The 26,324-nt window shown below is 57.8% G+C and carries 18 protein-coding genes and 1 pseudogene; 10 read left to right on the forward strand and 9 right to left on the reverse strand.

Features of this window, described 5'->3' with window-relative positions:
- The first annotated feature begins 37 nt into the window (after positions 1-37).
- Positions 38-1,191, forward strand: a pseudogene (locus tag C7S18_RS10270) (IS3 family transposase).
- A gap of 446 nt (positions 1,192-1,637) precedes the next feature.
- Here C7S18_RS10270 and C7S18_RS10275 read toward each other — a convergent pair.
- From C7S18_RS10275 to C7S18_RS10300, 6 genes are all read right to left on the reverse strand, one after another.
- A complete protein-coding gene (locus C7S18_RS10275) occupies positions 1,638-4,304 on the reverse strand; it encodes a CHAT domain-containing protein (protein WP_106891476.1) in 2,667 nt (888 codons plus the stop codon).
- A gap of 11 nt (positions 4,305-4,315) precedes the next feature.
- Positions 4,316-4,810, reverse strand: coding sequence for a hypothetical protein (locus tag C7S18_RS10280; protein WP_106891477.1), 495 nt, complete (start codon positions 4,808-4,810; stop codon positions 4,316-4,318).
- 2 nt (positions 4,811-4,812) lie between these two features.
- Positions 4,813-6,060, reverse strand: a complete 1,248-nt coding sequence (locus C7S18_RS10285) for a peroxidase family protein (protein WP_170113210.1) — start codon at positions 6,058-6,060, stop codon at positions 4,813-4,815.
- An 89-nt stretch (positions 6,061-6,149) separates the two neighbouring features.
- On the reverse strand, positions 6,150-6,743 hold the full coding sequence (locus tag C7S18_RS10290; RefSeq protein ID WP_146151859.1) for a hypothetical protein: 594 nt from the start codon (positions 6,741-6,743) through the stop codon (positions 6,150-6,152).
- The gene (locus tag C7S18_RS10295) at positions 6,733-7,299 is read right to left on the reverse strand and encodes an RNA polymerase sigma factor (RefSeq protein ID WP_106891480.1); all 567 of its coding nucleotides are present in this window, start codon (positions 7,297-7,299) and stop codon (positions 6,733-6,735) included. The genes C7S18_RS10290 and C7S18_RS10295 overlap by 11 nt, the downstream gene beginning before the upstream one ends.
- A gap of 647 nt (positions 7,300-7,946) precedes the next feature.
- Positions 7,947-9,127 (reverse strand): IS3 family transposase gene (locus C7S18_RS10300; RefSeq protein ID WP_106893992.1). Its coding sequence is split into 2 segments (ribosomal slippage): positions 7,947-8,827 and positions 8,827-9,127, totalling 1,182 coding nucleotides; the frame shifts between segments, so codons are not numbered across the junction.
- Between the two features lie 658 nt (positions 9,128-9,785).
- On the opposite strand from C7S18_RS10300, the gene C7S18_RS10305 reads away from it, so the two are divergent.
- The 4 genes from C7S18_RS10305 (at position 9,786) to C7S18_RS10320 (ending at position 13,479) form a co-directional block, all read left to right on the forward strand.
- Positions 9,786-10,865 (forward strand): alkaline phosphatase D family protein, encoded by a 1,080-nt coding sequence (locus C7S18_RS10305; RefSeq protein ID WP_106891481.1) that lies wholly within the window; start codon positions 9,786-9,788, stop codon positions 10,863-10,865.
- 884 nt (positions 10,866-11,749) lie between these two features.
- Positions 11,750-12,721, forward strand: a complete 972-nt coding sequence (locus C7S18_RS10310; protein WP_106891482.1) for a transposase — start codon at positions 11,750-11,752, stop codon at positions 12,719-12,721.
- A 153-nt stretch (positions 12,722-12,874) separates the two neighbouring features.
- On the forward strand, positions 12,875-13,138 hold the full coding sequence (locus C7S18_RS10315; RefSeq protein ID WP_240624019.1) for a type II toxin-antitoxin system Phd/YefM family antitoxin: 264 nt from the start codon (positions 12,875-12,877) through the stop codon (positions 13,136-13,138).
- Complete coding sequence (locus C7S18_RS10320; protein ID WP_106891484.1) at positions 13,135-13,479, forward strand: type II toxin-antitoxin system RelE/ParE family toxin; 345 nt, start codon at positions 13,135-13,137, stop codon at positions 13,477-13,479. The genes C7S18_RS10315 and C7S18_RS10320 overlap by 4 nt, the downstream gene beginning before the upstream one ends.
- Before the next feature lie 219 nt (positions 13,480-13,698).
- Here the strand turns inward: C7S18_RS10320 and C7S18_RS10325 are convergent, their stop codons facing one another.
- A complete protein-coding gene (locus C7S18_RS10325) occupies positions 13,699-14,703 on the reverse strand; it encodes an IS5 family transposase (protein WP_106889619.1) in 1,005 nt (334 codons plus the stop codon).
- 629 nt (positions 14,704-15,332) lie between these two features.
- Between C7S18_RS10325 and C7S18_RS10330 the strand changes: the two genes are divergently transcribed.
- The 4 genes from C7S18_RS10330 to C7S18_RS10350 all read left to right on the forward strand — a co-directional run bounded on the left by C7S18_RS10330 (position 15,333) and on the right by C7S18_RS10350 (position 19,642).
- Positions 15,333-16,094 carry a hypothetical protein gene (locus C7S18_RS10330; protein WP_146151860.1) on the forward strand — a complete coding sequence of 254 codons (762 nt, stop codon included), beginning with the start codon at positions 15,333-15,335 and terminating at the stop codon, positions 16,092-16,094.
- 1,299 nt (positions 16,095-17,393) lie between these two features.
- Positions 17,394-18,422 (forward strand): DUF11 domain-containing protein, encoded by a 1,029-nt coding sequence (locus C7S18_RS10340; protein ID WP_106891487.1) that lies wholly within the window; start codon positions 17,394-17,396, stop codon positions 18,420-18,422.
- Positions 18,423-18,635: 213 nt separating this feature from the next.
- Positions 18,636-18,794 (forward strand): hypothetical protein, encoded by a 159-nt coding sequence (locus C7S18_RS24470; RefSeq protein ID WP_170113211.1) that lies wholly within the window; start codon positions 18,636-18,638, stop codon positions 18,792-18,794.
- 512 nt (positions 18,795-19,306) lie between these two features.
- A complete protein-coding gene (locus C7S18_RS10350; protein WP_146151861.1) occupies positions 19,307-19,642 on the forward strand; it encodes a hypothetical protein in 336 nt (111 codons plus the stop codon).
- Between the two features lie 540 nt (positions 19,643-20,182).
- On the opposite strand, the gene C7S18_RS10355 is transcribed toward C7S18_RS10350, so the two are convergent.
- Complete coding sequence (locus C7S18_RS10355; RefSeq protein ID WP_146151862.1) at positions 20,183-23,536, reverse strand: beta strand repeat-containing protein; 3,354 nt, start codon at positions 23,534-23,536, stop codon at positions 20,183-20,185.
- 711 nt (positions 23,537-24,247) lie between these two features.
- On the opposite strand from C7S18_RS10355, the gene C7S18_RS10360 reads away from it, so the two are divergent.
- Entirely contained in the window at positions 24,248-25,015 is a 768-nt protein-coding gene (locus C7S18_RS10360; RefSeq protein ID WP_146151863.1) for a hypothetical protein, read from the forward strand.
- A 450-nt stretch (positions 25,016-25,465) separates the two neighbouring features.
- Here C7S18_RS10360 and C7S18_RS10365 read toward each other — a convergent pair whose 3' ends face one another.
- Positions 25,466-25,960 (reverse strand): cupredoxin domain-containing protein, encoded by a 495-nt coding sequence (locus C7S18_RS10365; RefSeq protein WP_106891492.1) that lies wholly within the window; start codon positions 25,958-25,960, stop codon positions 25,466-25,468.
- Positions 25,961-26,324: the final 364 nt, after the last annotated feature.

Here is a 26,324-nt window from a genome sequence, read left to right on the forward strand (position 1 = left end):
GTTGAGAAGATGGCTCCCGCCCCGAGCGAGGAGCAGTATGCGCAAGTCCCGATTTACCGAAGACCAGATGGTCAAGATTCTCCGCGAAGCGGACAAGCACCCGGTGGCCGATGTCGCCAAGAAGCACGGCGTCAGCGAGCAGACGCTGTATGTCTGGCGGAAGCGATACGGCCAGTTGGAAGCCGTTGACGTGAAACAGCTTCGGTCGCTTCAGACCGAGAATGCGCGGCTGAAGTAGCTGTTGGCCGAGAAAGAGCTGTCGATCGAGATCATGAAGGAGATCAACGCAAAAAAATGGTGAGCGTGCCGGCGCGTCGCGAGCAGGTGCTATACGCGCACCAGCGCGGTCTGTCGTTGACGAAGTCGTGCACGCTGCTGTCTGTTTCCCGATCGGCGCTGAGGTATCAATCGCGCATGCTCGCCAAGGACGCGCCGGTAATCGCGGCCATGCGCCGACACTCGGCGCAGTTCCCGCGTTTTGGCTATCGACGCATCAACATCTACCTCGAACGGGATGGCCTGGCGATGAGCTTCGACCGCACACATCGGATCTGGCGACAAAATGGCCTTCAGGTGCCGCGCAAGCGGCCCAGGAAGCGTGTGGCGACGAGCCGGCCCCGGCCGCAGCCAGCGACTGGCCCGAACCAGGTCTGGGCCTACGACTTTGTGTTCGACGCCTGCGCGAATGGTCAGCAGTTGAAGTGTCTGACCATCGTCGACGAATGGACACATGAAAGCCTGGCGATCGACGTGCAAGGCAGCATCCGGGCACGCCGTGTCGTCGAGGTTCTTGAGCGCTTGATCAGCGAGCGTGGCGCGCCGAGGTACTTGCGATCGGACAACGGCCCCGAGTTTGTCAGTCACGCGGTGCTAAAGTGGCTGAAAGACACGGGCATCGACACGGTGCTGAACGATCCAGGCAAGCCTTGGCAGAACGGCACCAACGAAAGCTTCAATGGCAAGTTCCGCGATGAGTGTCTCGGCATGGAGTGGTTCCGCAACCGCTTGGAAGCAAAGGTGGTCATCGAAGGTTGGCGCGTCCACTACAATGAAGATAGACCGCACTCGAGCATCAATTACCTGACACCGAAGGCGTTTAAGGAGCAGCAGGCCAGGAAGGCCAGAAAGACCAAAGACGAAGAGCAGCAGGACGAGAAATCAAACCCAACCGCGGTGGCTGTCCTCAATTAATTCTTGGTCCGAAGAATGCCGGCAGGTCACGACCATGGCGATGAGTGCCTACGGCGCGAGCCCGTTGGTTTTTCGGGACGGATTCGAATGAGTGCGCCGGCGAAACCTGTGAAGCGTAAAGAGACCTCCCCGGACAGCCGCTTTTCCGATTTTTCTGAGCCAAGACTCAGAAATCTCCCAATTCGCTGGGTGCTCCAGGCCGCCACCATGACGCCTCCCCCAGCCGCGGATGGCTCCCCATATGGCACTCCCCGGCGATCGCACCATTCCGCCCAACACTAACGGCTGCTACCACTGAGCGCGGACTCGTGGACATCGATAGGGACCGCTGGCTTATTCAAAAGGTTGATCAGTCCAGCCGCCGCGTTGCAGGACTGGCCGCGAGGTGCGCCGCATAGGCGCCTCGAAAACGAAGGATTGTGGAACTCCTATCCAACCAAAGCGCGTCAATTCATCATCTTGGAGACGCGAAGCTTCTGACGCTTCCCAACCGAATTCATTTCCAGACGATCCGACAGTACCCCAGGGCTGGCCGGCAGCAGCTTTCTCTCAATCTCACGGTTGCGTGAAAGCAGAGTCATTGCTGCCCAGTGCCTGGGGTGAGCATAGGCGCGATCCATTATCATTTCGCTCCTTGCCTGGGTCATGGCGTACCCGCTATCGCCCTCAGAAGCAATGAGATGACGGTAAAAGCGGGTCATGAAATTCGCTGCCGAAGCATCCGGTATTGCCCATAGTGTCCCGACGACCACTGGCGTGCCCTGTTCGATCAGCGCCTGCCCAAGGCCGTAGCTTCCGATACCGCGATATCGCTGCCCTTGAAGCGAATCACAGCTGCCCAGCACGATCAGAGCATTGTGAAAAGGCTGGCTCAGCAGCTGACTTTGGGTGACAAAGCTAGCTTGCTGCGCATCCTTTGCCGAGCCCGCCACGGCTAGCCCGACGACATGTGCAAGGTCGGGCCTGAAATAGCCATGCGTCGATATATGCAGGATTCGGGCCGAACGCGCTTGCTCAGAAAGCAGATTCTCTGCCGTTGCCTCAGTGCCGACGTAAAAGTGTGATGGACGATCAGCAAAAAGACCTCTCAGCACCATCGCCTCAGCAAGACTGAAGTCCAACTTGGGCAGATTGTGCAGCCACCCCTTGGTAGCACCGTCCGATGATCGGGAAGCCACCGAACTCAAAGCTGGCGAAGCAAAAATGGCAATCCCCGGGGAAGCCGTGCTCTGTCGCTGGTCGGCTTGCCCATAGGACTCAAGATGACTTACCTCAACCAGCTCAAACGCTGCGCCGAGCGGCCGATAGAGTTGCTTGCCATCGCTTAAGTCAATTGCCGAGAATGGCGTACTGAAGGTGCTTTCGTCAGTGACCAGGAGGATGCGCCGGACATCGCTTGCCCTGATCTGCGCCAACGGCAGCAAAGCTGCTAGTGCGCGCAAGGCCGGGCGAACGTCGGGCGAGCCCGGATCGCGAATGACCTGCTTCGCGCGGTCAACCATCTGTGAGATTAACGAAAGCGGCGGAACGGGCACGGCGACAACACTGCGATCGGAGTAGACGAAAGCAATACTGATCGATGGTCGTACGTAGTAGCGAATCAAAATCTCGTCCTTCGCAGGCACAAAAGCAACAGTGCTTGCTGACCGGTATTGTCTTGCCGGCATAGGCTTTGTAACCATACGCTTCGTATGAACCTGGACGTATGCTTCGCGAACCGCATCGCGGCTTTGCGCAAGCATGCGCATTTCCTGTTCAAGTCTGACCGGATCACTGGTTCGCAGTCCTTGCTGGTCAACCAGGCGCCGCTCCAGTTTTGACAATTCTTCGAGCAGTTCGAACTCCTGACCTCCGAGAGAACCTTGGTCGTTTGACTTCTCACTTTGCGATTGCAGACGATCTATCCATTGGGCGAGATCAATCGGCTTCTTGTCCCATAAATAGCCCGCGAGTTCTTGTGCAATTCCATCGACACGCGAAGCCCACGCCATTGCGTTTACGCCGGATCGGCTAACGTCCGCACTGATTCGCTGCGTGAGCAGTATCGTTTCATCAGCGACTTCGAGCACCTTCGTGAGCTCGTTTCGGGCAGCAAAGTGCCGCGCCGAAATTGTCATGTATTCAAGTTCCTGGATGATATTGGCGTTGCGTTGCCCACTGTGCGCCTGCGCCTGGTTCAGCAGTTCGCTGAGCGCCAATCGCAATCGCTCCGCTTCCGACTGGTTCCGCTGTCTTGACGCGGAATCGAACAACACGAGACCGGCATCGATCCGCTGCTCTAACATAGCGCTCGAATCGTTCCAGGCCAGATTTGCGAATTGCTCTGCCGACTCGTGGTTGCCCATCGCCAAGTGGTCGCGAGCGATCTCGATTCTTGCCGGTATTCTTCGGTAGGACTGCTCACTTTGGAAATAGCCTAAGCTCTGTGAGTGGCGCTGCAAGGCACGAGCATAGCTACCCTGGATGCGATCAATGGTCGCGAGTTTTGAGAAGCCCGTGTAGTAATCCATGCCATCGCTTGGCGTGTATGGATCGATCGAGTATTGGAAGTAGCGCTTGGCGGTTTCGATTTCACCGAGCTTAAGATAGGCATCTGCGATCAGATAGTAATTGGCTGCCAATGCATCTGCGTCCTGCAATTCGATGGAAATCGCAATCATCTCGCGGATAATCTGCGTCGCCTCGACAAACTGGCCGGTCATTACCTGATGGTAAGAAAGGTTCCCAAGCACAAGGTTGCGCTGGCGGCTCAGGCGTTCTTCGGGTTCAAACTGCTGCAGCGCTTCAATGAGCAACGCCTTACTGGAGCCAAGGTCGTTTTGCTGGAAGCGAACATGCCAAGTCAAGCGCAAGAACTCGGCCAGGCAGTGGCGATGACCCTGGTCTCTCGATCGCGCGACCAGTCGCTTCAGATCAGAATTGAGACTGCCATACCCCGTTGAGGGTCCTGCCTGATCCAGTGCTGCGCTGGCCTCTGCCCCGATGCGCTCGGCCTCCAGCCCGAGCACCGCCGATTCTTGACGGCACTGCTCGGAGGCGTAAATCTGCTCGCCCCGCGCCAGCGCAAAAGCGCAGACCAAACTGGCAGCTAGTATCAGCCTTGAGGCCAGCACGCACAGTAACCCTACTTGGGCTTGATGTAGGGCTTCCAGACATACGACGAGAAGCCCTTCTCACCCGTCGCAGTGTTCTCCCAATATATCCGGTCTGTTAGCGTCATCAACCTGCGGGCTTCTGATTCCAAGTCCCAGCCCGTCTCCTCGATCGTCCAACGAATCACTTTCCAACCTTCCATTGCATTCGCGGCGCCGCCCGCCACGACATCGTCCTCAAGAAACTCTTCGTCGGTCCCAGGGTTCACTACCTTGAATCTCAAGCTGGTCAGTACCGCTTTAAATTTGTCATCCCATTTACTTGCATTACCCAATACCTCGACGACAGCAACGTCGTCATGGTCAGCCCTCTTCAGTCGAAAATTGCAGGGACCATCAATACCGACTTTGGGGTGATATGGCCGAAGTCCGGCCTGCTTGATGTTGCTGCTGAGGATCACTGGCTTAAACACCATCGTGAAATTAGCAGGATCGTGTGAGACCCATCTGTCGATTTCATTCGCCATAATCACTGTTCTCCTTCGTGCATCATTACGCAATTGATGAGATGGCCCATTGACAATATCTCGTCACCTTTAGCGGCGTTCCAGCCGAACAACTTAATTGCCCTACGGCTCAGTTTTCGAATCAGCTTACGCCGATCGAATATCGAGTTAGAAAGTACCGATACAGCACTATTGTTGATCGCATTTCTGATCGTTTCGGCAACGATGAGGCTCCCGAGCACCCCCAGCCGCTCGCGACGCCCCTGTATCTCAGCCTCAAGCAGCAGGTATGGCCACAAGGGCATTTGACTCATCCTGATTCCGAGTGCAGACATTGGCGAGTCGTCGTTGCTTAAAGGGAAAAGGCCGAGAGCGGGATCTAGGGGTGCGGGATCCAAGCGAGCAACCAGCGTGGCCACATATTCCAGGCCGCTCGGCAGGTCATTTCCGGCTTCGAGGTTTCGCATGACGACATCCTGATTCCGACCGCGCAGGTCTGGGATCTCGCTCATGAAAGCTGAAAGCATCGAGTCAATCCCCATGGCCCGCTGCACGTTACTGCTGTCATCCATTCTGAAAAACAACTTCCAATCGATCTTGAAGCGCGCCGGAATGGGCCGCACTCGCGCGACAATTTGGTTGAGGGTGATATTCTCCGCTACCTGGTTGAGCGTGTAGGACCTTCGTACCATGGTGTGCCCGAATCTGAAGGCGGCTTTGGCGAAAAGTTTGCTCAGCTCCGTGGTACTTAAGTTGAGGTGGGTTTCGCCTTTGAAAAAATAGGCTTTAAAAATATGTGGTTGCAGGATTTGCGCCAGGAAATCACCGACCACGACCGTTTGAAAGAGCAGGATGGTGTCGTTCCGGGCCTGTTCAAAGGAGGCACCATCGTCAACCAGGCAGTTATGTATGCGCTGCCAAATGCGATGCAACTGAGCGGTGATGATGTTTTCGTCGTTTCTTGAGTCGGGTATTTCCGCTTCGAAGTCGCCATTCCGAGACAAATCCCAGTCGTGGCTGTGCCTAACAAAAAACTTGCCCTTCTCGACATAACGAGATGGCAAGGCGCCGTAGATGCTTTCAAGCTCCAAAGCGAAATTGAAGTTTCGCGTTTGCTGGGTACGTTCTCGCAATTCGGGTTGCGATGGCGGAACAAGATCGTGCGAGATCAATTGACCGAAATAGGTATACCCGGCACGCACAACCGAATGTTGTATGCCTCGCTCCGGATCCGTCAGCTGGTCTGCGAGTACCTTGAGAATTTCATTCACCGACAACCCCCCTTGTTCTGCATAAGCCCACACCAACGCTACTAGTGCCCCCAACGGGCCACTTCTCTCAGCAAACTTAGAACACACCCCTAGTTAACCGAAATTTGCTCCTCGGTCAATACGGTGCCATCGGGTCGCCGTAAGGTAACCAGCGTCGGTTGATTCGAAAACAGGGCAGCGGGCACCACCAGCAAGACGTCCCCCATGTAGTCCGACGCAAGTCCAGTCGTCTCCAAGATCGTGTCTCCATTCCTGGTCAGTAGCAGCGTTAGCCCGTCCTCTGAGGTCGCTATCGGCAGCCGCAGCAGAATGAGTCTCTCGCCGGGAAGGCGATCAAACTGCACGACCGAGTCTGCGCCACGGTTGGAGTCGAATGAGATCGTCCGGATGTTTGGCTGCACAACCGGCGCTGCGCCGAACTTGAGCGGCAGCATCACAGCGATTCCCAGCAGCAGACTGGCTGCACTGCAAACTAGTGTTGGTACAGATAACCAACGTCGCGCGCCGTGCGTAGTTCGCCGTGAGAGATGCGTTTTGAGCGCCGACGCCGCTTCCAGCTCATCCAATGTGTCCGGGTCGTCGAGATAGAATTGTTCGAACTCAGTCTGCTGCGCGACCGACAATTCGCCACGCAGGTACTTCATGACGATATCGTTCTTTTGAATGTAGCGTCTATTCATCATGACCGTACGCTCCGTGAGCTTTGACCATGGAAATGAGTCGGCTCATTGCCCGGTTCTTGAGCATGTCAAAATGCGACGAGCTGACGCTGAGTTCCTTGCAAAGATCAGTCTTGTCTATTTCGTCGACGAAATAGCGGGTGAGCAGAATCCGATCCCGTTCCATGCGCAGCTCAGCAATGATCTGATTGACATAGGTTGCGATCTGGCTCTTCTCCAGAAGTTCGAATGGACTCGGCTCCTCACTGGTGATTTCTGTCGCTTCTTCGAGCAGCTCAGAGAATTTGTCTCGATGCCGGTTCTCACGTGCAAAATGCCCTGCAACAACCTTCTGTGCCACGCCATAAATAAAGGATTGCAGAGCATCCGGGTTTTTGAGTTCTCCGGCCCGAATCTTCACCAGCACGACCACTAGCGTATCCTGGCAGATGTCGTGCGCATCCTCCATATTGCGCACACGGCGCTGAATCATGAAGCGTAAGCCTCGCGAAAAACGCCGGACTAGCTCTTCTTCTGCCGCCGCATCTCCGGCAATGATTCGCGCGACGAGTTCGGACATCGGCTTCACGTTCTCTTGGCCCAGAATCGGTCCAGGATGTTAGCGTGGCGCAGGTGTCAAGGGAATCCAACAAGGCGCCTGGTCGAGAGCTGGTCCTGCAGCGCTCAGTCATGGCGGTGGTCAGTCAGTAGGTGCACTGAGTGGGCGAAACCTCTCAGCCGGAAAGCCACCATAACTGGCTACGCGCCAGCCTTGTTGACGTCACTGGCACGTTCTGCGCTCTGGCATTTGCCGACCTGGCAACAGCCCGTACCGTTCGAGCCCCCGCCGCCACTGAGGCGAACTGGACAACACTTGGACCAGAAAAAACCCTCGTGACGGCGTCCAGACGGACCGATTAGAGACCAGACCCAAACCGAGTGGGAGATGCCGGCCCCGCGTGGCCGCATCGACGGCGCATACACCGAAACCGTCCTAGTGACGATGGAGCAGGCAGGCGATTACAACGTCCAGCACGCATTCGGCACGCTCGGGGCGCTAGATTGAACGCCACCACCGCCGGGAACGGCAACCTACCAGTCGCACGGGCATACGCGCTCAAGTTCGCCGTGCCGCGAAGCAACCAGCACCATCCTGAGCCTTGACTATTTGCCGATGGTCAGAAAGAAGCAACCACCTTGACCTTGCCTCGATTCCACGTACACCAATTACGCAGCCATTTCGGCTGATTCGGCACTGACCGGGATCTTATAGCCGATCGAAGAATGCAGCCTACGCCGGTTGTAGAAGCCTTCGATCCAGTCAACGAGATCGAGCCTAGCTTCTGCTCGGGTTTGGTAGCGAACTTGTTCGACACGCTCCACTTTGAGCGACTTGAAGAAGCTCTCCATTGCCGCATTGTCCCAGCAGTTTGCCCTACGGCTCATTGATTGCTGCATGCGGAATTCCTTGATCAACGCACAGTGTTCTTTACTCGCATACTGGCTGCCGCGATCGGTGTGCATGATCAAGCCTGGTGGCGGCTTGCGCTGCCAAAACGCTGACTTCCAGGCTTGGCAGACCAAGTCAGCATTGATCCGCTCGTTCATCGACCAACCAACAATGCGTCGGCTAGCCAAGTCCATAATGCAGGCGAGATACAACCAGCCCTCGGCGGTCGCAATGTAGGTGATGTCGGCAACCCAGGCTTGGTTAGGCGCCCAGCCATCAAATCGGCGATCCAGGACGTTTGGAGCGATCGGCTTCTGATGATCCGAGTCAGTGGTCACTCGATACGGCCGCCGATAGGTCGGACGCAGCCCTTGTCGAATCAAACTTCGACGGAACCGCTCATGACCGATAGGCTGACCCAAAGCTCGCACGATCCGTGGCCGACCGTAGCTGCGCCTTGACTCCGCATGAATCGCCGCGACCTGCGCATCCAGGGCCGCATTGTCCAAAGCCCGCTGACTAGGCGGACGCGTGCGCCACTGGCAGTAACCGGTCCGAGACACTTCAAGCTGATGGCACATCCGAACAACACTGAACTGGTCGCGATTGGCTCCAATCCAGGCGTACTTCACCGCGACTCCTTCGCGAAATACGCCGCCGCTTTTTTTACGATGTCCAGGTCCAACTTCGCGTTCGCCAATTCCCGTCGCAATCGCGCGTTCTCCGCCTCAAGCTCTGACACCCCCCGCTTCGTCGGCGTCGAGCCAGCGCCGTCCGCACTCAACTTCCCTGCTCGGGCCAGCTTGATCCAGTTCGATAAACTCGAATCCGGTATGCCAAGCCGCTTGACCGCCTGCGCCGCACCCACCGACCCCGCCAACCGCACCGCTTCGACCTTGAACTCGGTCGTGTACTGCCGATTTGGCACCGTTTCCCGCTTCCGTGAACTCTTGCTCATTGGGTTCTCCATCCATCAGAAAATTATCAACTTTCTGGTGTACGTCAAACCGAGGCAGGGTCACCCGGACGCCGTAGTGAAAATCGATGCCGCCTATGGCCTCGGCGCTGATCCTAAGTGAGATGTTACATCTCGACCCATCGTGCCCGAAGCCAGCGCCCTCAGGCCACTCCTAACACTGGGCAAATTCACTTAGCCGAGCTGGCGACCTCCCTGGACAGCCACTTTCCGATTCTTTTGAACCGAATCTCAGAAATCTCCCTATGCGCGGAGCGCTTCAGGCCTCCATTATGACGTCTCCCTGAGCCACGGATGGCTCCCAACATGGCTCTACCCCTTGATCGTACCGTTCCGCCCAAAACAAGCGTCCACTTCCACTGCATCAGCCGCAATCTGCAAAACGCTGATCCGTGCGGCCTGTCTTTTGGCTTGGGATCAACTTTCCTCCAACCCATCTTCCTAGACAATCAAGCACATGCGCGCTTGATTCTGGGCGGGCCGGCCATGGCCCGCATGGCCTCTGAGCTGGCTCGGAGGCTCCCTAGATCAGCGGGTGTCTCTTCTGCACGCCAAGTACTCGTTCGCTCGGTGAGAGATTGGTTCGTTGAACGACACTACAGTCAAGCGTTGTATTCCAGCACTTCTAAGGAGAAGGCCCATGACCAGACTTCTGTTCGCTTCCTGCATGAATAACCGGCACGACTCGAAAGGCAAGGTATGGACCCAAGCGATTGCATTTCGGCCAGACTGGCTGTTCCTGATTGGAGACAACATCTATCTAGATTGGGGCGATGCTTTTGGCCGCGCCAAAGACTGGAGCGCGGAACAATTGGCTGAAGAACTGAATTCCCGCTATGCGGAGCAGTTTCGAGTCAAGTCGTTCCGTGACTTGCTCAAGTCGATTCCCGCGGGGCAAGTCGTGGGTACCTGGGACGATCACGATTTTGCATTCAATGACGCATTTGGCGCGAGCGCTGGCCATGATATGCCCCAAAAGCGACGGGTCGCACGGGCGTTCTTTCATCACTACTTCCGGCAGATCAATCAGCGACCGCTACCGACCAACTGGACCCAACTCCGCTTCGCTGATGCCATCAACTCTCCGGACGCGAATCTCGACCTGTACCGCGCCTTTGACTTAGGGCCGCTTCGCATCATCATTACGGATGGCCGCTACTATCGCGAGAATCGGCAAGAGGTCCGTCGCTCGCCTCAGCTACTGGGCGTTGATCAGGAGGCTTGGCTAGTCGAAGAGCTCCAGAGTACCGCCTTGCATCCGTTGATTGTGTCGGGCTCGACCATGACCAACTCAAATGACCAAGCCTGGGATTATCACGACGAGTTCTTCGTGCGCCTGAAACCGTCTCTCGCCAATCGTCGCGCTCTCTTTATTGGCGGCGACGTACATGAGAATCGCTTGATTCAGCACAACGAGCTTGGGGTAGTGGAGATCGTTTCGTCGGGTGCAGGACTTGGACTCATTAATGACTTTGCATACAAGCGCAACTTTGCGGTACTCGACCTCTCCGATAGCTCTGTGGCAATAAGCCTGATTCGAAAGTCGCGCGTCCAATACTCGGCCACTTTCGATCTTGGAACGCGTAAGTTGACTGGCTGGTTCGACGTAGACAATGCGACTGAAGACCATCGACCGACTGCTCGCCGAATTTCGAGCAGCCTGACCCAAGCGCGCCGAAAGGAAGGCAAGTTGCCGCGCCCACCAGGAAAGAAGAAGTAGGGATCGACCTCCCGGCCACCCACTTTTCCGATTTTTCTGAGCCTAAACTCGGAAATTGCCCAATGCGCGGGCGCTCCAGGCCGCCACCATGACGCCTCCCCCAGCCATGGATGGCTCCCAATATGGCCCTACCCCGAACCTCCCTGGACAGCCACTTTTCCGGCTTTTCTGAGCCGAAACTCAGAAATCTCCCAGTGCGCGCGGCGGGCGATACAGGACCTCCCTGGCCACCCACTTTTCCGATTTTTCTGAGCCGAAACTCAGAAATTTCCCAATGCGCGCGGCGCTCCAGGCCGCCACCATGACGCCTCCCCCAGCCATGGATGGCTCTCAACATGGCGCTGCCCCCGCGAACTTACCGTTCCGCCCAACAGCAATGGCTACCGAGCTCCCTGGACAGCCACTTTTCCGATTTTTCTGACCCGAATCTCAGAAATCTCGCAATGCGCGGGGCGCTCAAGGCGTCCACCATGACGCCTCCCCCAGCCACGGATGGCTCCCAACATGGCACTACCCCGCGATCGGACCTCCCAGGACAGCCACTTTTTGCGATTTTTCTGAGCCAAATCTCAGAAATCCGCCAATGCGCGGGGCGCGCCAAGCCACGAACTCGTGGGGAGAAGCTCCCTGGACAGCCACTTTTCCGACTTTCCTGAGCCGAATCTCAGAAAATTCGCAATGGGACAAGACCTCTGGACAGCCACTTTTACGATTCTTCTGAGCCAAATCTCACGGAAGACGTCTGGACAGCCACCTTTCCTGGACAAGACCTCTGGACAGCGACTTTTCCGACTTTTCTGAGCCAAATCTCAGAAATTTCCCAATGCGCGGGGCGCTCCAGGCCGCCACCATGACGCCTCCCCCAGCCATGGATGGCTCCCAATATGGCCCTACCCCGCGATCGAACCGTTCCGCCGAACACTAACGGCTACTACCACTGCATCAGCCGCTGCGTGCGGCGAGCTTGGCTTTGTGGCTACGACAAGGTCAAAGACATCGACTACGGCTATCGGCGAAAGTGGGTCGAGGAACGCATCTTGTTATTGGCGGAGGCGTTCGCGGTTTCGATTTACGCCTATGCAGTCATGAGCAATCACTTGCATGTCGTGCTGAAGGTCGATGCAACTGCGGCCAAGGAGTGGTCGGATGAGGAGGTCGCCAGGCGCTGGTGTGTGGTCTTCCCGAGTTCGGAAGATGAAGATGCAACAAAACGCCGGATCGCACACATCGCGGCGTCACCGGAAATGGTCGCCAAGTACCGGTCGCGGCTAAGCAATCTCAGTTGGTACATGCGCTGTCTGAACGAGCCGATCGCGCGCCGGGCGAATCTTGAGGATGACTGTACCGGTCGGTTTTGGGAGGGGCGCTTCAAGGCGGTTGCGCTGCTTGATGAGCGCGCGTTTTTGGCGGCGATGGTATATGCCGACTTGAACCCGATCCGGGCGCAGATGACCACTTCCCCGAAGAAGTCGGACCATACCGGGATACAGAAGCGCATTCGTAAGTTGACCGGCAATCAGCTACTCGCCAAGAAGAGCTTGGAACCAATCGCAGGCGTCAAGCAGGAAGGACTCCATTTGCGCAACACCGATTACGTCGCGCTGGTGGATTTCACTGGGAGACAATGGCATCACGGCAAGCGCGGACAAATCCCACGCGCCACTCGGAGCGTCTTGCTCGATATGAAGATCGATCCAGAACAGTGGCAGGAACAAGTAAAGAGTTTTGGCACGCGGCAGATCACCGCGATGGGAACACTCGCAGCGCTGATCGAAATGGCGGTGAATACCGGTCGCGCCTGGATCGCCGGGATGGGCTTGGCGCGCATTCTAGAACGCCCTGCGGGGGTGTTCTGAAGACACGCTTTGCGGATCTGACCCGAAGCTTGACTCAGCCGCAGCTCGTTCTGGGCCAGAAAGACGCGGCCAAGGGGCTCCGATTGCCGTATGACCGATAAAGGACTATATTCGGTCCGATTGAGGCACAGGAACAACACAATGCGATATTCAATGCAGGTGAAGCCAATAAGCTTTCTCAAAGCGAATGCGGCAGAGGTCTTGAGCGATCTCGCGAAAAACCGTGAGCCTCTGGTCATCACTCAAAACGGAGAAGCCAAGGCTGTGCTGCAAGACGTGGCTTCGTACGAAGCCACACAAGAAACACTGGCGCTGCTAAAGGTCCTTGCGCTTGGGCAGCAGGACGTTGAAACTGGTCGCGTCAAACCACTAGAGGACGTTGTGACACGGTTGCGCGCGAAGCAAATGCCGACATGACTCCGGGCAAGACATTTCGGTACCAAGTGTTTTTAACTGCAGGCGCAGAGCGGGACCTGGAATCGATCTTCGACTATGTGAGCGAGTTTGACAGCCCAGCTAAGGCAAACCAACTGCTCGATCGGCTGATGGCGGCAGCAATGGCGCTCACCGAATCGCCGGAGCGAGACGGCCATCCGAGAGAACTCCTCGCCCTGGGAATCAAGGACTATCGGCAAACGACCTTCAAACCCTACCGACTGATTTACCGCGTCATGGATTCTCGCGTCATCATTTACCTGATCGTTGACGGCCGCCGCGACATGCAGTCACTGCTTGCGGTGCGATTGCTCGGCGCATGAATGAAGGTTTGGGCCCAAGGTCGGCGCTCGCCTAACAGGGCAGGTACGACGGTCAGAAACCCCTAGGGAGGGTCTGAACAAGTCGGTTTTTGGCGATGGATTCCGTCCTCCGGATTCTCAGGCGGGTTTCGGTCGGTGATCCGTTAAGTATCCTTCCTAATCGGTATCGTTCTTCACTTGGGAAAGCGGTTCTGGCGCTACTTTGCCCCTCTTTCGTGATCAGCTCGCGAACTTCGGGCGCAACTCCCCTGCAGTTTCAAGTAGCACTTTTCTGACACGATGCAAATTGGCCAGCGCGAACAGGGTGACGATGTGACTGGTGTTCTTGGCCAATCCCTTGAAGCGCGCCTTGTTGTACCCAAAGAAGCACTTCACCTTCTGAAACGCATGCTCGACTCGCGCGCGAACCTGCGCCTTCCTACGCTCGATCTTCACGATATTGCTCTTTGCCCGACCTTCTTCCATCGCCTTGATCGCGCTTCGGCGCATCGCAATCCTCCACTCAGGGAAGCGCTGCTTGCGCGGATGGTTCTCGCGCATGTTTTTGTCGGCGCCCTGGTAGCCCGCATCTGCCCATACTGTCTCTTCCTTGCCGTGCAGCAGGCTTTCAACGTGATCAACATCGGCATCATTGGCTGCCGACGTCACCACTGTGTGGACCAGACCACTGTCAGCATCCACGCCAATATGCGCCTTCATGCCGAAGTACCACTGGTTGCCCTTCTTCGTCTGGTGCATCTCAGGATCCCGCTCACCGTCTGAGTTCTTCGTCGAACTCGGTGCCGCGATGATCGTCGCATCGACGATCGTGCCACGCTTCAGCAGCAAGCCCTTGCGCGACAAATGACCGTTGATCCGCTCCAGTATCGACGAAGCCAAATCATTCGTCTCAATCAGACGCCGAAAGTTCAGGATCGTCGTCTCGTCTGGAATGCTGCCGCTCAGCGTCAGACCGGCAAAGTTCCGAATCGACACGATCTCATACAGCGCTTCTTCCATCGCCGGATCGCTCAACCCAAACCAGTTCTGCATCAGGTGAACCCGGAGCATCACTTCAACGGGGTACGGGCGACGGCCGCGACCGGCGACCGGATAAACCGACTCAATGTCCTTCAGCAATGCTGCCCACGGCACGACTTGCTCCATCTCGGCTAGGAATACCTCCCGACGCGTCTGCTTCTTCTTAGCCGCATATTCCGCGTCACCGAAACTCATCTGGTCCATGCTGAAATAACCTCGCCGCAACACCTGTATCTAACCAGAAATTGCGGGACTTGTTCAGACCCTCCCTAGTGAACCCCTAGTGGAAACCCCTAGTGGACAGCCACTTTTCCGAATTTTCCGACCCCAAGCCCCAAGCCCCCCTGGACAGCCAAGCCCCCCCTGGACAGCCACCTTTCCGATTTTTCTGATCCGAATCTCAGAAATCTCCCAATGCACAGTGGAACCCGGGAACCCGTGGACACCCATCAGCGTGCCGAACCCAAACCGGCTCGCGGCAAGTGGCTGTCCAATGCTGTCCGACCATCTGTTTGGCCGCGGGCTCATCACCTTTCCTTTGAAGATAACCCCCTCGTGGGCAGCCACGTTTCTGACCGCTTGCTCAGTTCTGTCGGCCCCATTGGACCCTGCCTGCGGTTTGCCGGTCACGCATCGAATGCCGGTCATCGGGGGCTCGCGCCGATCACAACAAGGGCTGTGCCTGATTTGGCGGTATCGGAATGGTTCTGGCGTTTGCGCCGATGAATTCGTTCGCAGTTGTTGTCTGCTGAACTCGGTCTGGCATACTAGTCTCAGCAGTGGAACGGATACATCGACAAGTTCAACAGCGGGATGGCATCGGGATGCATGCAATGCGGACAATCTTTGGCGCACTATGCGCAATCGGCAGCCTCTCCATCGCAACTTCAGTCCAAGCGCAGGTCTTTGCTGGCGACCGCGGCGCCGGGTGTGTGTCGATTCCCGCAGGGGGCGGCAACCACGTGGTGACTATTACTGGCGCAGTGCCGGTGGGTAGCGCATTGATGCTGGCCGCAGGGACAAGCAAGAACGCCACGATGGCATCGCCCACCCAGGTGAGTGACAACCGTGGCAATGTTTATACCGGCACGATGTCGCGCATTCATCTGGACAATTTCGACTTGCGCGCGTTCACCTTTGTCGCGCCGATTACTCAGGCATTGCAGACGGGCGATCAAGTCACTTTGCATTATTCGGCTGCCGATATTGCAGGCGAAACGAGCTGTGCCAGCGCGTCACGTTTTGATGGGGTCGATGTCTCGACTCCGGTCATGCCCATCCTGACCGTTGGCGAGCAAACAACCAATGCCACGTCGCACAGCGCCTCTACGGGCACGACGACGACAGCAAACCTGCTGATCTATGAAAGCGTGGTGATCAGTGGCAGCCACGGCGGCATAGGCGTGAATCCTGGAAATCCGATGAGCGTGGCCTGCAATGGCGCCAACAACTTCTGTGTGGTGCCGGCTTATCGGATTGTGTCGAGCGTTGGCAATTATGCGATTACGGCAATCACGACTAATCCGGTCAAGGCGACCATGGCAATGAGTGCCTACGGTGCGAGTCCGTTGGTTTTTCGGGACGGATTCGAATGAGTGCGCCGGCGAAACCGGTGAAGCGTCAAGACAGACCTCCCTGGACAGCCACTTTTCCGATTTTTCCGAGCCAAATCTCAGAAATCTCCCAATGCGTTGGGTGCTCCAGGCCGCCACCATGACGCTTCCCTCAGCCACGGAAGGCTCCCCAAACGGCCCCCCCCCCCGCGATCGCACCGTTCCGCCTAACACCAACGGCTACTACCACTGCATCAGTCGCTTCGTCCGGATGGCTGGGCTTTGTGGCTGCGATCAGGTCCGAATTCCGAAGATGAGGAAGTGATCAAGCGACGGATTGCGCAAAATGCCGCGTCACCAGAAATGGTCGCTCGGTACCGCGCCTGGCTTTGCAATCTCAGTTGGTACATGCGATTTCTAAAACAACCCATCGCACGTCGGGCGAATCTCGAGGATCACTGCACTGGGGGTTTTGGGAGGGGACTTCAAGACGGTTGCGCTGCTTGATGAGCACGCCTATTTGGCGTCGATGGTCTATGCCGACTTGAATACGATCCGAGCGCAAATGACCAATTGCCCGAAGAAGTCCGATCACACCGGCATCCAGAAGCGCATTCGTTTGATGACTGGCGATCAGCCTAGACACAAGCGCGGCGAATCACTTGTCCAGCTGCGACAAGGACCGAGTACCTCGGTCGTATCTTGATGTTCACCAACAACCACCAACTGCTGATCGCGGACACGCAGGAACTCAATACCACTGGCAACGCCGTCGGCGCCGCATACGACGCGTTACCCGACCGACAACCTAGCCTGGGCAAGCTTGGGCACAGGGCAGCGCTTGGCTAAACGGCAGCGGGGCTGCTCAAGGCTCTTTGGCGGCGGACTCGCGACGCATGTGGGTGTCGTCGTCCTTGGTGCGTCCGGACATGACGATGCATCGCCGGATAGTGATATGGGAAGTGCGTATCGATTTACCGTGTCGGTCAAGGACAAATTCGAGTAACCAGTGAAAGCCACAGCTTACGGCGACGATGGCGCCGGCAAGGGCTGAAGCAAATCCAGCCATGTGATGACGATCCAGGCAGACGAGCCATCCCTGAGATCGCTTTGCCGCCTTGCGGCAACCACGCTGCAAGGGCGAGCTGATCGGTTTGGGATCAACCAACCGCAAGTCAAACCCAGGTGGCAGCTAACGCTGACTGGCCCTCCAGCGATGTGACGGCAGCTCGCCTGGGACAGAAGCGCCGCGGCCTGACCGCCAACTGCGTCACAAATCCAGTCCTTGGTGACGGTCTATCGTCCGAGCGGTGTTCGGTTGGATCACCTTGGAGGACAACGATGGCACGACTCCCTGCGCTGGGTTTCTTGTGCACCTCTTGCTTCGCTGGCGGCGCCCTTGCCGCGGAAGTAACGGTCCAGAATGATTCGCTGAGCAATTTCGGCACGGCAACCATTGTTGCGGGCTTCGCCGAGGGCGAGAAGGCGGCGTCCTGGCTGACATCGCCCTGCAACGGCAACATCCGTGCCATCCAGATCTTCTGGCGTTCGCCATCCGGAACATCCGGCAACACGATCCACTTCGGCATCGACATTCATCGCGCCGGAACGTTTCCGATTCCTGGTCCCCTGGCTCAAGAAATCGGCGGTCCTGTACTGACTGACAATGTGTTGAATGAGTTCCGTTTCCTCGACGAAAACAATACCGTGCCGTTGATCGTACCTGTCACGAGCGGCGAAACATTTGTCGTCGCGCTCGAAATGGCGAGCAGCATCGGCGCATCGGACCCGAGCGTCGTCCGTGACACCGATGGCAACACTCCTGGCCGCAACGCCTTGTTTGCAGAGATCGGGCCCGGCAATTTTGTCTGGTTCAACTCCGCAGATCTACTGGTCCAGGGTGACTGGGTCATCCGTGCCGTCGTCGATTGCGCTGCTGGGCCAAATGAAGCTGACGTCGGCGTTGGCATCGCCACGACGCCCGGACAATACACCGCTGGCCAGCCCTTGACGTACACCATCGTGATCGATAACGCCGGACCGGTTAGCGCGTCGACGGTAACCGTCGTCGATATTTTTCCGTCAGCGTTTCAGACGCCAACCTGGACCTGTTCAGGCACTGGCGGCGCAACATGCCCCGCAACGGGCAGCGGGAACATCACGCAGAACATCGCGCTGCCGATGAACGGCATCGCCACGTTTACCGTCAATGGCACGGTCGCCGCGGGCACCACTGGCACACTCACGAATTCCGTGACCGCCGTGGTGGGCGGTGGCGTGACCGATCCATCGACCACCGACAACACCGCGACAATCAATACATCAGCGTCTAGTGGCCCGTTGATCTTTCTGGATGGATTCGAAAATTGAGCCGAGGCGCGCCGGTTCGATCCGGCGGGCCTCACTCCTACTCGATCGCCGGCTGTTTCCCTGACTAGTCGTACGACACCTCGTGGACAGCCACTTTTCGGCTTTTTCTGAGCCGATTTGCAGAAATCCGTATGCCTCGTGCCATCCCAAATTCAACGCCGTACTCCCATGGTGCCGCTTGCGGGCTCCAACTGGAGGCGATGCGACGGAAAAGTGGCTGTCCACGAAATCGCCACTGGCACACTGACGAATTCCGTGACCGCCGTGGTGGGCGGTGGTGTGACCGATCCATCGACCACCGACAACACCGCGACAATCAATACATCAGCGTCTAGTGGCCCGTTGATCTTTCTGGATGGATTCGAAAATTGAGCCGAGGCGCGCCGGTTCGATCCGGCGGGCCTCACTCCTACTCGATCGCCGGCTGTTTCCCTGACTAGTCGTACGACACCTCGTGGACAGCCACTTTTCGGCTTTTTCTGAGCCGATTTCCAGAAATCCGTATGCCTCGTGCCATCCCAAATTCAACGCCGTACTCCCATGGTGCCGCTTGCGGGCTCCAACTGGAGGCGATGCGATGGAAAAGTGGCTGTCCACGAAATCGGCTGTCCACGAAATCGCAAATCGCGATAGGCGCGCATTGCCACCGGCTGTAAGCATTTCCGATCGCAATTCGACGACGCAAAACCGCGCCCTATCCCGTGATCGCGCGTTTGATGAAAGTCCGTGAACCGATTCATTGACGCCTGGACTGGCATGGAGTTCGTCCAGAGACGATTTCGGCCGACAGCCCCCGAATTCTGCGAACTCCATCACGATCAAAACGGTAACTGCATCGCAATATGCCGATGCCATGCTTGTTTACCCGATCTTTGGAGTCCGCCGTGTATCGCGCCCTGTTTGCCATCCTAATCTGCCTGAGCCTCGATGCACATGCCGAGAGCGTCCTGCTCGGCAAGAAGCTCATTGACAAGGGCGATGGCGCCGACAAGGTGTTGTCGGCCGGTGGAAAGCCGGATCGCAAAGACCTGATTCCGGCTGACGAATACAGTCCGGCCATCGAGGTTTGGACGTACCGGCAACGCGACACCGAACTGCGGGTCTGGCTTGTAGACGAGAAGGTGGTCCAGATTCAGATCCCGGACACCGAACCGCCCGTTGACGATGTTGGCGCTCTGGCAGGTGGTAGCGCTTCGGGCGAACAGATCAACGAGCCATGACGTCGCGAAGCTTGAATTCGGGCGCTCCCTCGGCCCGACCATCATCTGGCGCTCGTGGACTGGCGCTCGTGGTAAGCCACCTTTCCGATTGTTCTGAGCTGAATCTCAAAAGCCTTTCATCCAACACGCCATAACCCATTGGTTTTGCGAACCAACAGATTGCGGGTGGTGATGATTTTGACCGCAAGTAACCCCCTCCACGGGCCCACCCCGCGATCGCGGGTGAGGGAGAAATGTTCCCTCTCCCACGCGAGTGGGAGAGGGCTGGGGAGAGGGCTACTTGCCACACTGCGCCGTTCTAAGAATCGCGCATCGTCGCCGACAGTTTGCTGCGCGAATAAGCGCACCTTCGATGCGACCATAGCTCCCACGCGCGAACGCGTGAACACCCACGTGTTTGCCGATCCAAGCCGGTCCCAAGCCAAGGGGCTGTCCACCAGTCTCAGCTGTCCATTATTTTCATTGGCCGTCCATCGACACCAGAGATAGGCGGGCTCAAGCCCGCCTATTTCGACCAAGACCAAGTCGACACGCGCTCGGTCAGTCAGCAGCGCGGCGCAGGGACACTGCGCCGAGAATGCCAAGAACCGCAATCAGCAGCAGCCACACACGAATGTCGTTGACCACTGGCACGTCCCTGATAGGACCGGCGATGATGGTGACGGTGATCGGCGTTGCATCGTTCTCGCCGGGTTCGTTCGCGTTCCCGTCGCCGTCTTGATCGGGGTCGGCGCCATTGTCCGATGCGTCGGTCACATTCCCACTGAGATTGCTACCGCTGGCGAGTGCGGCGTTGAAGAAGTTGGTCTGACCCGCTGGATTGAACGTCACATCGAAGGAAATTTGACCCGTCGCCCCCAGATTCAGCGTGCTGCTTCCGGAATTCAGCAAGTTGGTATCACTGGCGCCATTGAACGCCCCGTTCGGCGCGAGCGTGCCCACGCCACTGAGGATCGACACCGCCGGCGTCGTCACCGAGACCACACTGGCCGGCGCCGGAAAGGTCGCCACGAGATCGTCAGTCACCTGGACGCTGGTGAAGTTCAAGCTTCCGACATTTTCGACGGTGAGCACAAAGCTCGCGGTGAATGTCCCGTTGCCGTTATCAACGATATTGCCGACCTGCTTCGCCAGACCGATCGCATTGGCGGCATTGACGTGGATTGGTGTCGCATCGTTTTCTCCAGGCTCGTTTGCATTCCCGTCGCCATCTGGATCGGGGTCGGTGCCATCGTCAGAGGTGTCGGTGACATTGCCAGTCGTGTTGCTGCCGGCGGCGATTGCAGAATTTGAAAAGTTAGCGCTGCCGGCAGGGTTGAAGGTCACATCGAAGGAAATTTGACCCACTGCACCCAGATTCAGCGTGCTGCTACCGGAATTCAGCAAGTTGGTATCACTGGTGCCATTGAACGCCCCGTTCGGTGCGAGCGTGCCCACGCCACTGACGATCGACACCGCCGGCGTCGTCACTGATACCACACTGGCCGGCGCTGGGAAGGTCGCCACGAGATCGTCAGTCACCTGGACGCTGGTGAAGTTCAAGCTTCCGACATTTTCGACCGTGAGCACAAAGCTCGCGGTAAACGTCCCGTTGCCGTTATTGATGATGTTGCTGACCTGTTTCGCGAGACCGATCGCATTGGCGCCGCTGACTTGAATGGGCGTCGCATCATTCTCGCAGTTGGTCGCGGCCACCGTACTGGGGCAACCCGTGCCGGCCTCATTGCCGATGCCATCGCCGTCGGGATCAGGATCGGTTCCGTCGTCTGAGGAATCAACAAACGTGCCGCCCAGGCTGGTGGTTCCGGACGCAATCGCTTGGTTGAAGAACGGACCTGGCATCCCATTCGGATTGAAGGTGACGCTGAAATCGATTTGCCCGGCGGCGCCGGCATTCAACGAGCTGCCGCCAGCGCTGAGCAGGTTCGTATCGCCAACACCGTTGTATGCGCCATTGCCAATGAGTGTGCCGACACCGGAGAGAATACTGGTGCTCACCGCCGTGACCCCGACCACGCTGGAAGGCGCCGGAAACGCCGCTGCCAAATCGTCGGTCACTTGCAATGGTGTCATCGTCGTGGTGCCGAGGTTTTCGACGACCAGGCGAAACGGCACGGTAAAGGTGCCGTTGCCGTTATCGGTCACCGTTCCATTGATCTGTTTGGCGACCGCCAGCGAGGGCGCCGTGGTCACGAGTGCCGTGAGCCGGCAAAGCGGACCAATCGACAGCGTCGCGTTCGTCAGCGCTGTGGCACCGCAAACCGAAGCGCCGCCACTGGCGTTAGCGCACGTTTCGTCGATATAGGAACCCTGGGTCGCCGTACCGAACGTACCAACAAAGAAGAGCGACTTCGGAAGCCCCGTGGCGGTCGGACGCACCTGAATATCGTAGGTCAAAGTGGCGGTCACACCAGCAGCGATGACGCCAGGAGCGAACGTAAGCGTCCATGGGCCAGTGCCCGTAACGCTGGTGGCAGTTGCGGCTCCGCCCGTAATGGTGGCTGAACCAGCAACATACGTTGTCTGACCACCGTTGTCTGGCAAAGTCGCCACGATGACGTTGGGTCCGCCGGTCACGTTCGAGAACTGAATCGGATACGCGGTCGGGTTCGCGACGGTGATGGTCATTCGCACAATCGAGGTGACATTGGCCTCGATCGGCGGCTCGCCGGCAACCAACGCCCAGCTGTGGCCTACCCACGGCTTGAGCGGTGCATTGACGGCGTCATTGGCGCCACCAGCGAGCCCGAACAGGCGCGAGCCATCGGCCGGTAGATAGAGGCGAATGGCGCCGTTCTCTGGATTGGAGTTGGGCTCCACGCCATTGCCGGGGCCTGGGGCCGCATTCGACGGATCGAAGTTGGTGTCATCGCCCATGTAGTACGTGATGTGATTGAAGCGACCCGTCGTCCAGCGCAGGCGCCACAAACCATAGTCGTTGGCGTCTTGCTCGGTGGTCCAATTGGTCAGCACGTTCTGTCGCCACAACGTGGCCAGTGACAGCGTGCCATTACTGCCAGTGGGCGTCGCGCCGGTGCGCGTCGTGAACACCGTTGATTCGTCGATCGGAGCGCTCGAATCAGAGTCAAAGTCGTTCGATTCGCAGGTGCAGTCGCGCCGAATGAACGGGAAGAAATCGTGTGTACGCGAAAAGCCCGGATCAGCCCCAGCACTCGATGTATAGACCTGGCCGACGCCCACGAACGTATTCGCATAGATGGGGAATTCGTTACCGCTTGCGGAGGCATCGCCATCATGGGCCCGAAGCCCGTAGGAATTGGATTCGTCTTCGCTGGTCAGCGCGGTGTTCGGGCTGCCAATGGCGAGCCGCCAATGTCCAGGCGCCGGGTTAGGGATGGTGAACGCGCCAAGGTCGCTCCAAGCGTTGTCGCAGAAGGATTGAAGACCTGCAGTGGCCGGATCACAGTCCTGCCCGGGTAGATTTCGGATCGCGACCGACACGCCGCTCGGATCAAAGAGCTGGTAGGTGGTGGACATTTCCCAATTGCCCGTGGCGTTGTTCTCGTCGTGCAGATCTTCGTTGACGATAGGGGTCGCCAAGTTGTCGCCGGCTCCGGCGTCCGCGTCAAAGATCTGCAGGACTAATTGCGTCTGACCCGGCGGCACTTCGATATAGAAGTCGTAAGTCTCGACCGCCCCACCCCGCTGTAAACCGGAAACGCGGTCGGTGAGATAGTCGCCGAAGCCAAAGCCTCGATCAGGACCGAGCATCTCCATCAACGCGTTGCGGTTCGTTGTCGATAGCGCGACATTGCTGGGGTCCGGCGTACCGCCGCCAAATGCCGGCGACGCGCTGAACATGACGGCAAGGCTCAGGACCGCCAAACGCGACGTGACGAAGGCGGACTGAAGCGAAGAACGAATTGAAGGCACTGCACTCTCCTCGTGAGGATGTTGGTCGCGGGGCGGTCCCCTCGCCGCGCCAGTGTCATTGATCGTTTTGGGTCTTCGCGGCCGGCAGTAAGCTAGGGAGGGTCTGAATAAGTCCATCCTGGACTTTCAGACCCGCACCGAGTCCGGCACATGTCCGGACTCGCTGCTCCAGAATCAAGCACTTGCGCGCTTGATTCTGGGCAGGCCATCCATGGCCTGCGTCGCCTCTGAACTTGTTCAGAGGCTCCTTGCGCGATTACCGACGCGCAATGGACTTGCAACTGATCATAACTAGGCAAAATAGCATGCCCGGTAATCAGCGGCCAAACGCACTTCGCGGGTTGGCTGCTGCGCCGGCGCCTACCATGAGGGGCCCGTCCTTCGACGTTGGTGCAAGGCCTTTCGCGCCCCGGCTTGTGGGGGCCTTAGACCAATTCAGAGGCGCGGCAGCGGCATTTCAGATCGCTTTGAGCAAACTGATCCAAAACAAAGCAGCGGTTCCACCGCACCAACACTGGCAGGTTGGTCGCATCCCCAAGCATCCTCGCTTATCATTCCGAAATCACGGCGCATCGGGCGCCGAGTGGCAGATCTGCAGGCATGAAGCAAGATGACAAAGCGAATTTCTGCTAGGGTCCCACCTCAGATGAGGAGCCAAGCCATGATCGCAGCAATGTCCACTCACCGCTGCACCCGTTGCTGGCGGTCTTCGTGACCATTTCCACAGTCGAGATTACCTCGCGCAAGAAAGTATCCGCCGACATCATCGGGAGCAAGAGCTCTTCTCGCGGCGGTGCAAGTCCAGCCACCGATCAACTCGTAGTCGATGCCGGTGAGGTCGGATTCGTAGTGCAACGCCCAGCGCCTGGCGGAATCGTGACACTGTTCGCGTCGCCTTACGTGGTGGGGACGTGGTCAAGCCTGTCGCGATGCTGGAAAGACCTGAACGGTGATCGGCAGTTCATGATTGCGCAACCGCGCGTCAAGGGCTGGATGTCGGATATTGCGTCGGCACTGTGTCAGCCCTTTCAGGATGCTTGCAACGCTGAAAGCACCATCGGTGCTGCGCTCATTCGCTTGCCTATGGGCGTCGCGATTGGTATTTCGACCGATCCGTCTGAGTCCTTGTCGCAAGGACTCGATGCCTATGCTGAAGCCGTGCTCGGCGAGCGTCGGCAGCCCGTGCGGGCACTCATAACGAACCATGGCGATGTGCTGTCTGAATGGCAAAAAGCAGCCAAGCAAAGCTGGCGCCTGGGAACGCTCGGCACTTGGCAGAATGACGTATTGCTGAAAGTGTGGAGCGAAGGCAAATCGCCCTTGGCGCTCGAACTCTGCAGCCTGATGGCAGAAGCGATCGCTCGCAAACAAGAAATCCCATCGCGCTGGAACCCTATCTTTGATGCCCTGGAATCTAAAGTCCGCGCCATGCCGCCATCATTGAAAGTGCTGCAAGCACGGAAAAAGCGAAGCAGCTGAGTCCAATAACGCTTGCTTGACTGCTGGGCAAGAGGCGTTTCCAGGCGTAGGCCTCGGCCCGCTGGAGCAGACAAGTTAGCGCCCTGGGACCTTCTGGGCTTAACCCTGTGGATCGGACCTCCCGGACAGCCGCTATTCCTATTTTTCTGAGCCGAATCTCAGAAGCCTCCCAATGCTGGCTGCGCTCGAAGTCGGCAGCGTGAGGCCGCCTCCAGCCGGGGATGGTTCCAAAGCGTGGGCCTACCCCGCGATCGAATTTGTCTGCCCAGCACCGACGGCTAACAGTGCCGAATTCCGCAAAGAGCTTGAAGCGCATTTGGAAGCTTTTCGAGCCAATGCAAGGCGTAAGGATAAGACGCAGCGGATTCTACGGCGAGAACGCGCAACGTCGGATCAGTGTGATCGGCGAGAAATTGACTCGAGCTAGTTGCGGCACACGACGCTGGTCGATCAGCCCGGCGGTGTGTCTTCGAAACCGTTACCGAACAACGCAGGATCCGGATCGATGACCGTAATCGTCCCGGTCATCGGCGGATGAAACTGACAATTGTAGAACAAGGCGCCGGGCGCGTTTGCGGCAACGGTCCATGTAATGGTGCCAGTCTGGGCGCCGTTGTTGGCGACACCGTCGTTGTATTGGTTGCCGGAACCAGCGCCTTGCACGCTCTTCAGGAGGAACGGGTGTCCAGACGCGCTGACCATGAAGGTATATGAACAGCCACGCACCACCGTGAAGTTCCGATTGCTTGCGCCGTTGACCGTATAACTCCCGGGAGCGCCTTCGGTCGACACCGCGATCGACGCCCCAATGCCGGCGGCGCAGGGATCCGCCCCCGCGATCGCGACACCGGAAATGCCGAACAACAGCATGCCGCTAAGCCATGCGCGGATTTGGGACGAATCAAACGGACGGACGATTCGATTCGACCGACGAAACTGTGCCATGGCGTGCGCTCCTAGGGGGCGCGTGCAGGATGCTACACCGCCACGATTGCTGTCCAGTGGCAGCAAGGATCGCCAGACACGATTGGGCGTCCAGCCGCCCCTTTGGTGCGCTTATTCGCGCATCAAACTGTTGGCCACAATGCGTGATTCTTAGAACGGCGCAGTGTGGCAAGTAGCCCTCTCCCCAGCCCTCTCCCACTCGCGTGGGAGAGGGAGTCGGCTATCTCCCCCGCGATCGCGGGGGAGGGCCCGGGGAGGGGGCTACTTGCCGTCCGAATCGTCGCCGACCGCAAGTTATTGGTTCGCAAAACCTAGTGGGTTACGGCGTGTTTCATTGGAGCTGCCATGCGAGCAACTGTGCTGC

It is taken from the genome of Ahniella affigens (assembly GCF_003015185.1).
Taxonomy (GTDB): domain Bacteria; phylum Pseudomonadota; class Gammaproteobacteria; order Xanthomonadales; family Ahniellaceae; genus Ahniella; species Ahniella affigens.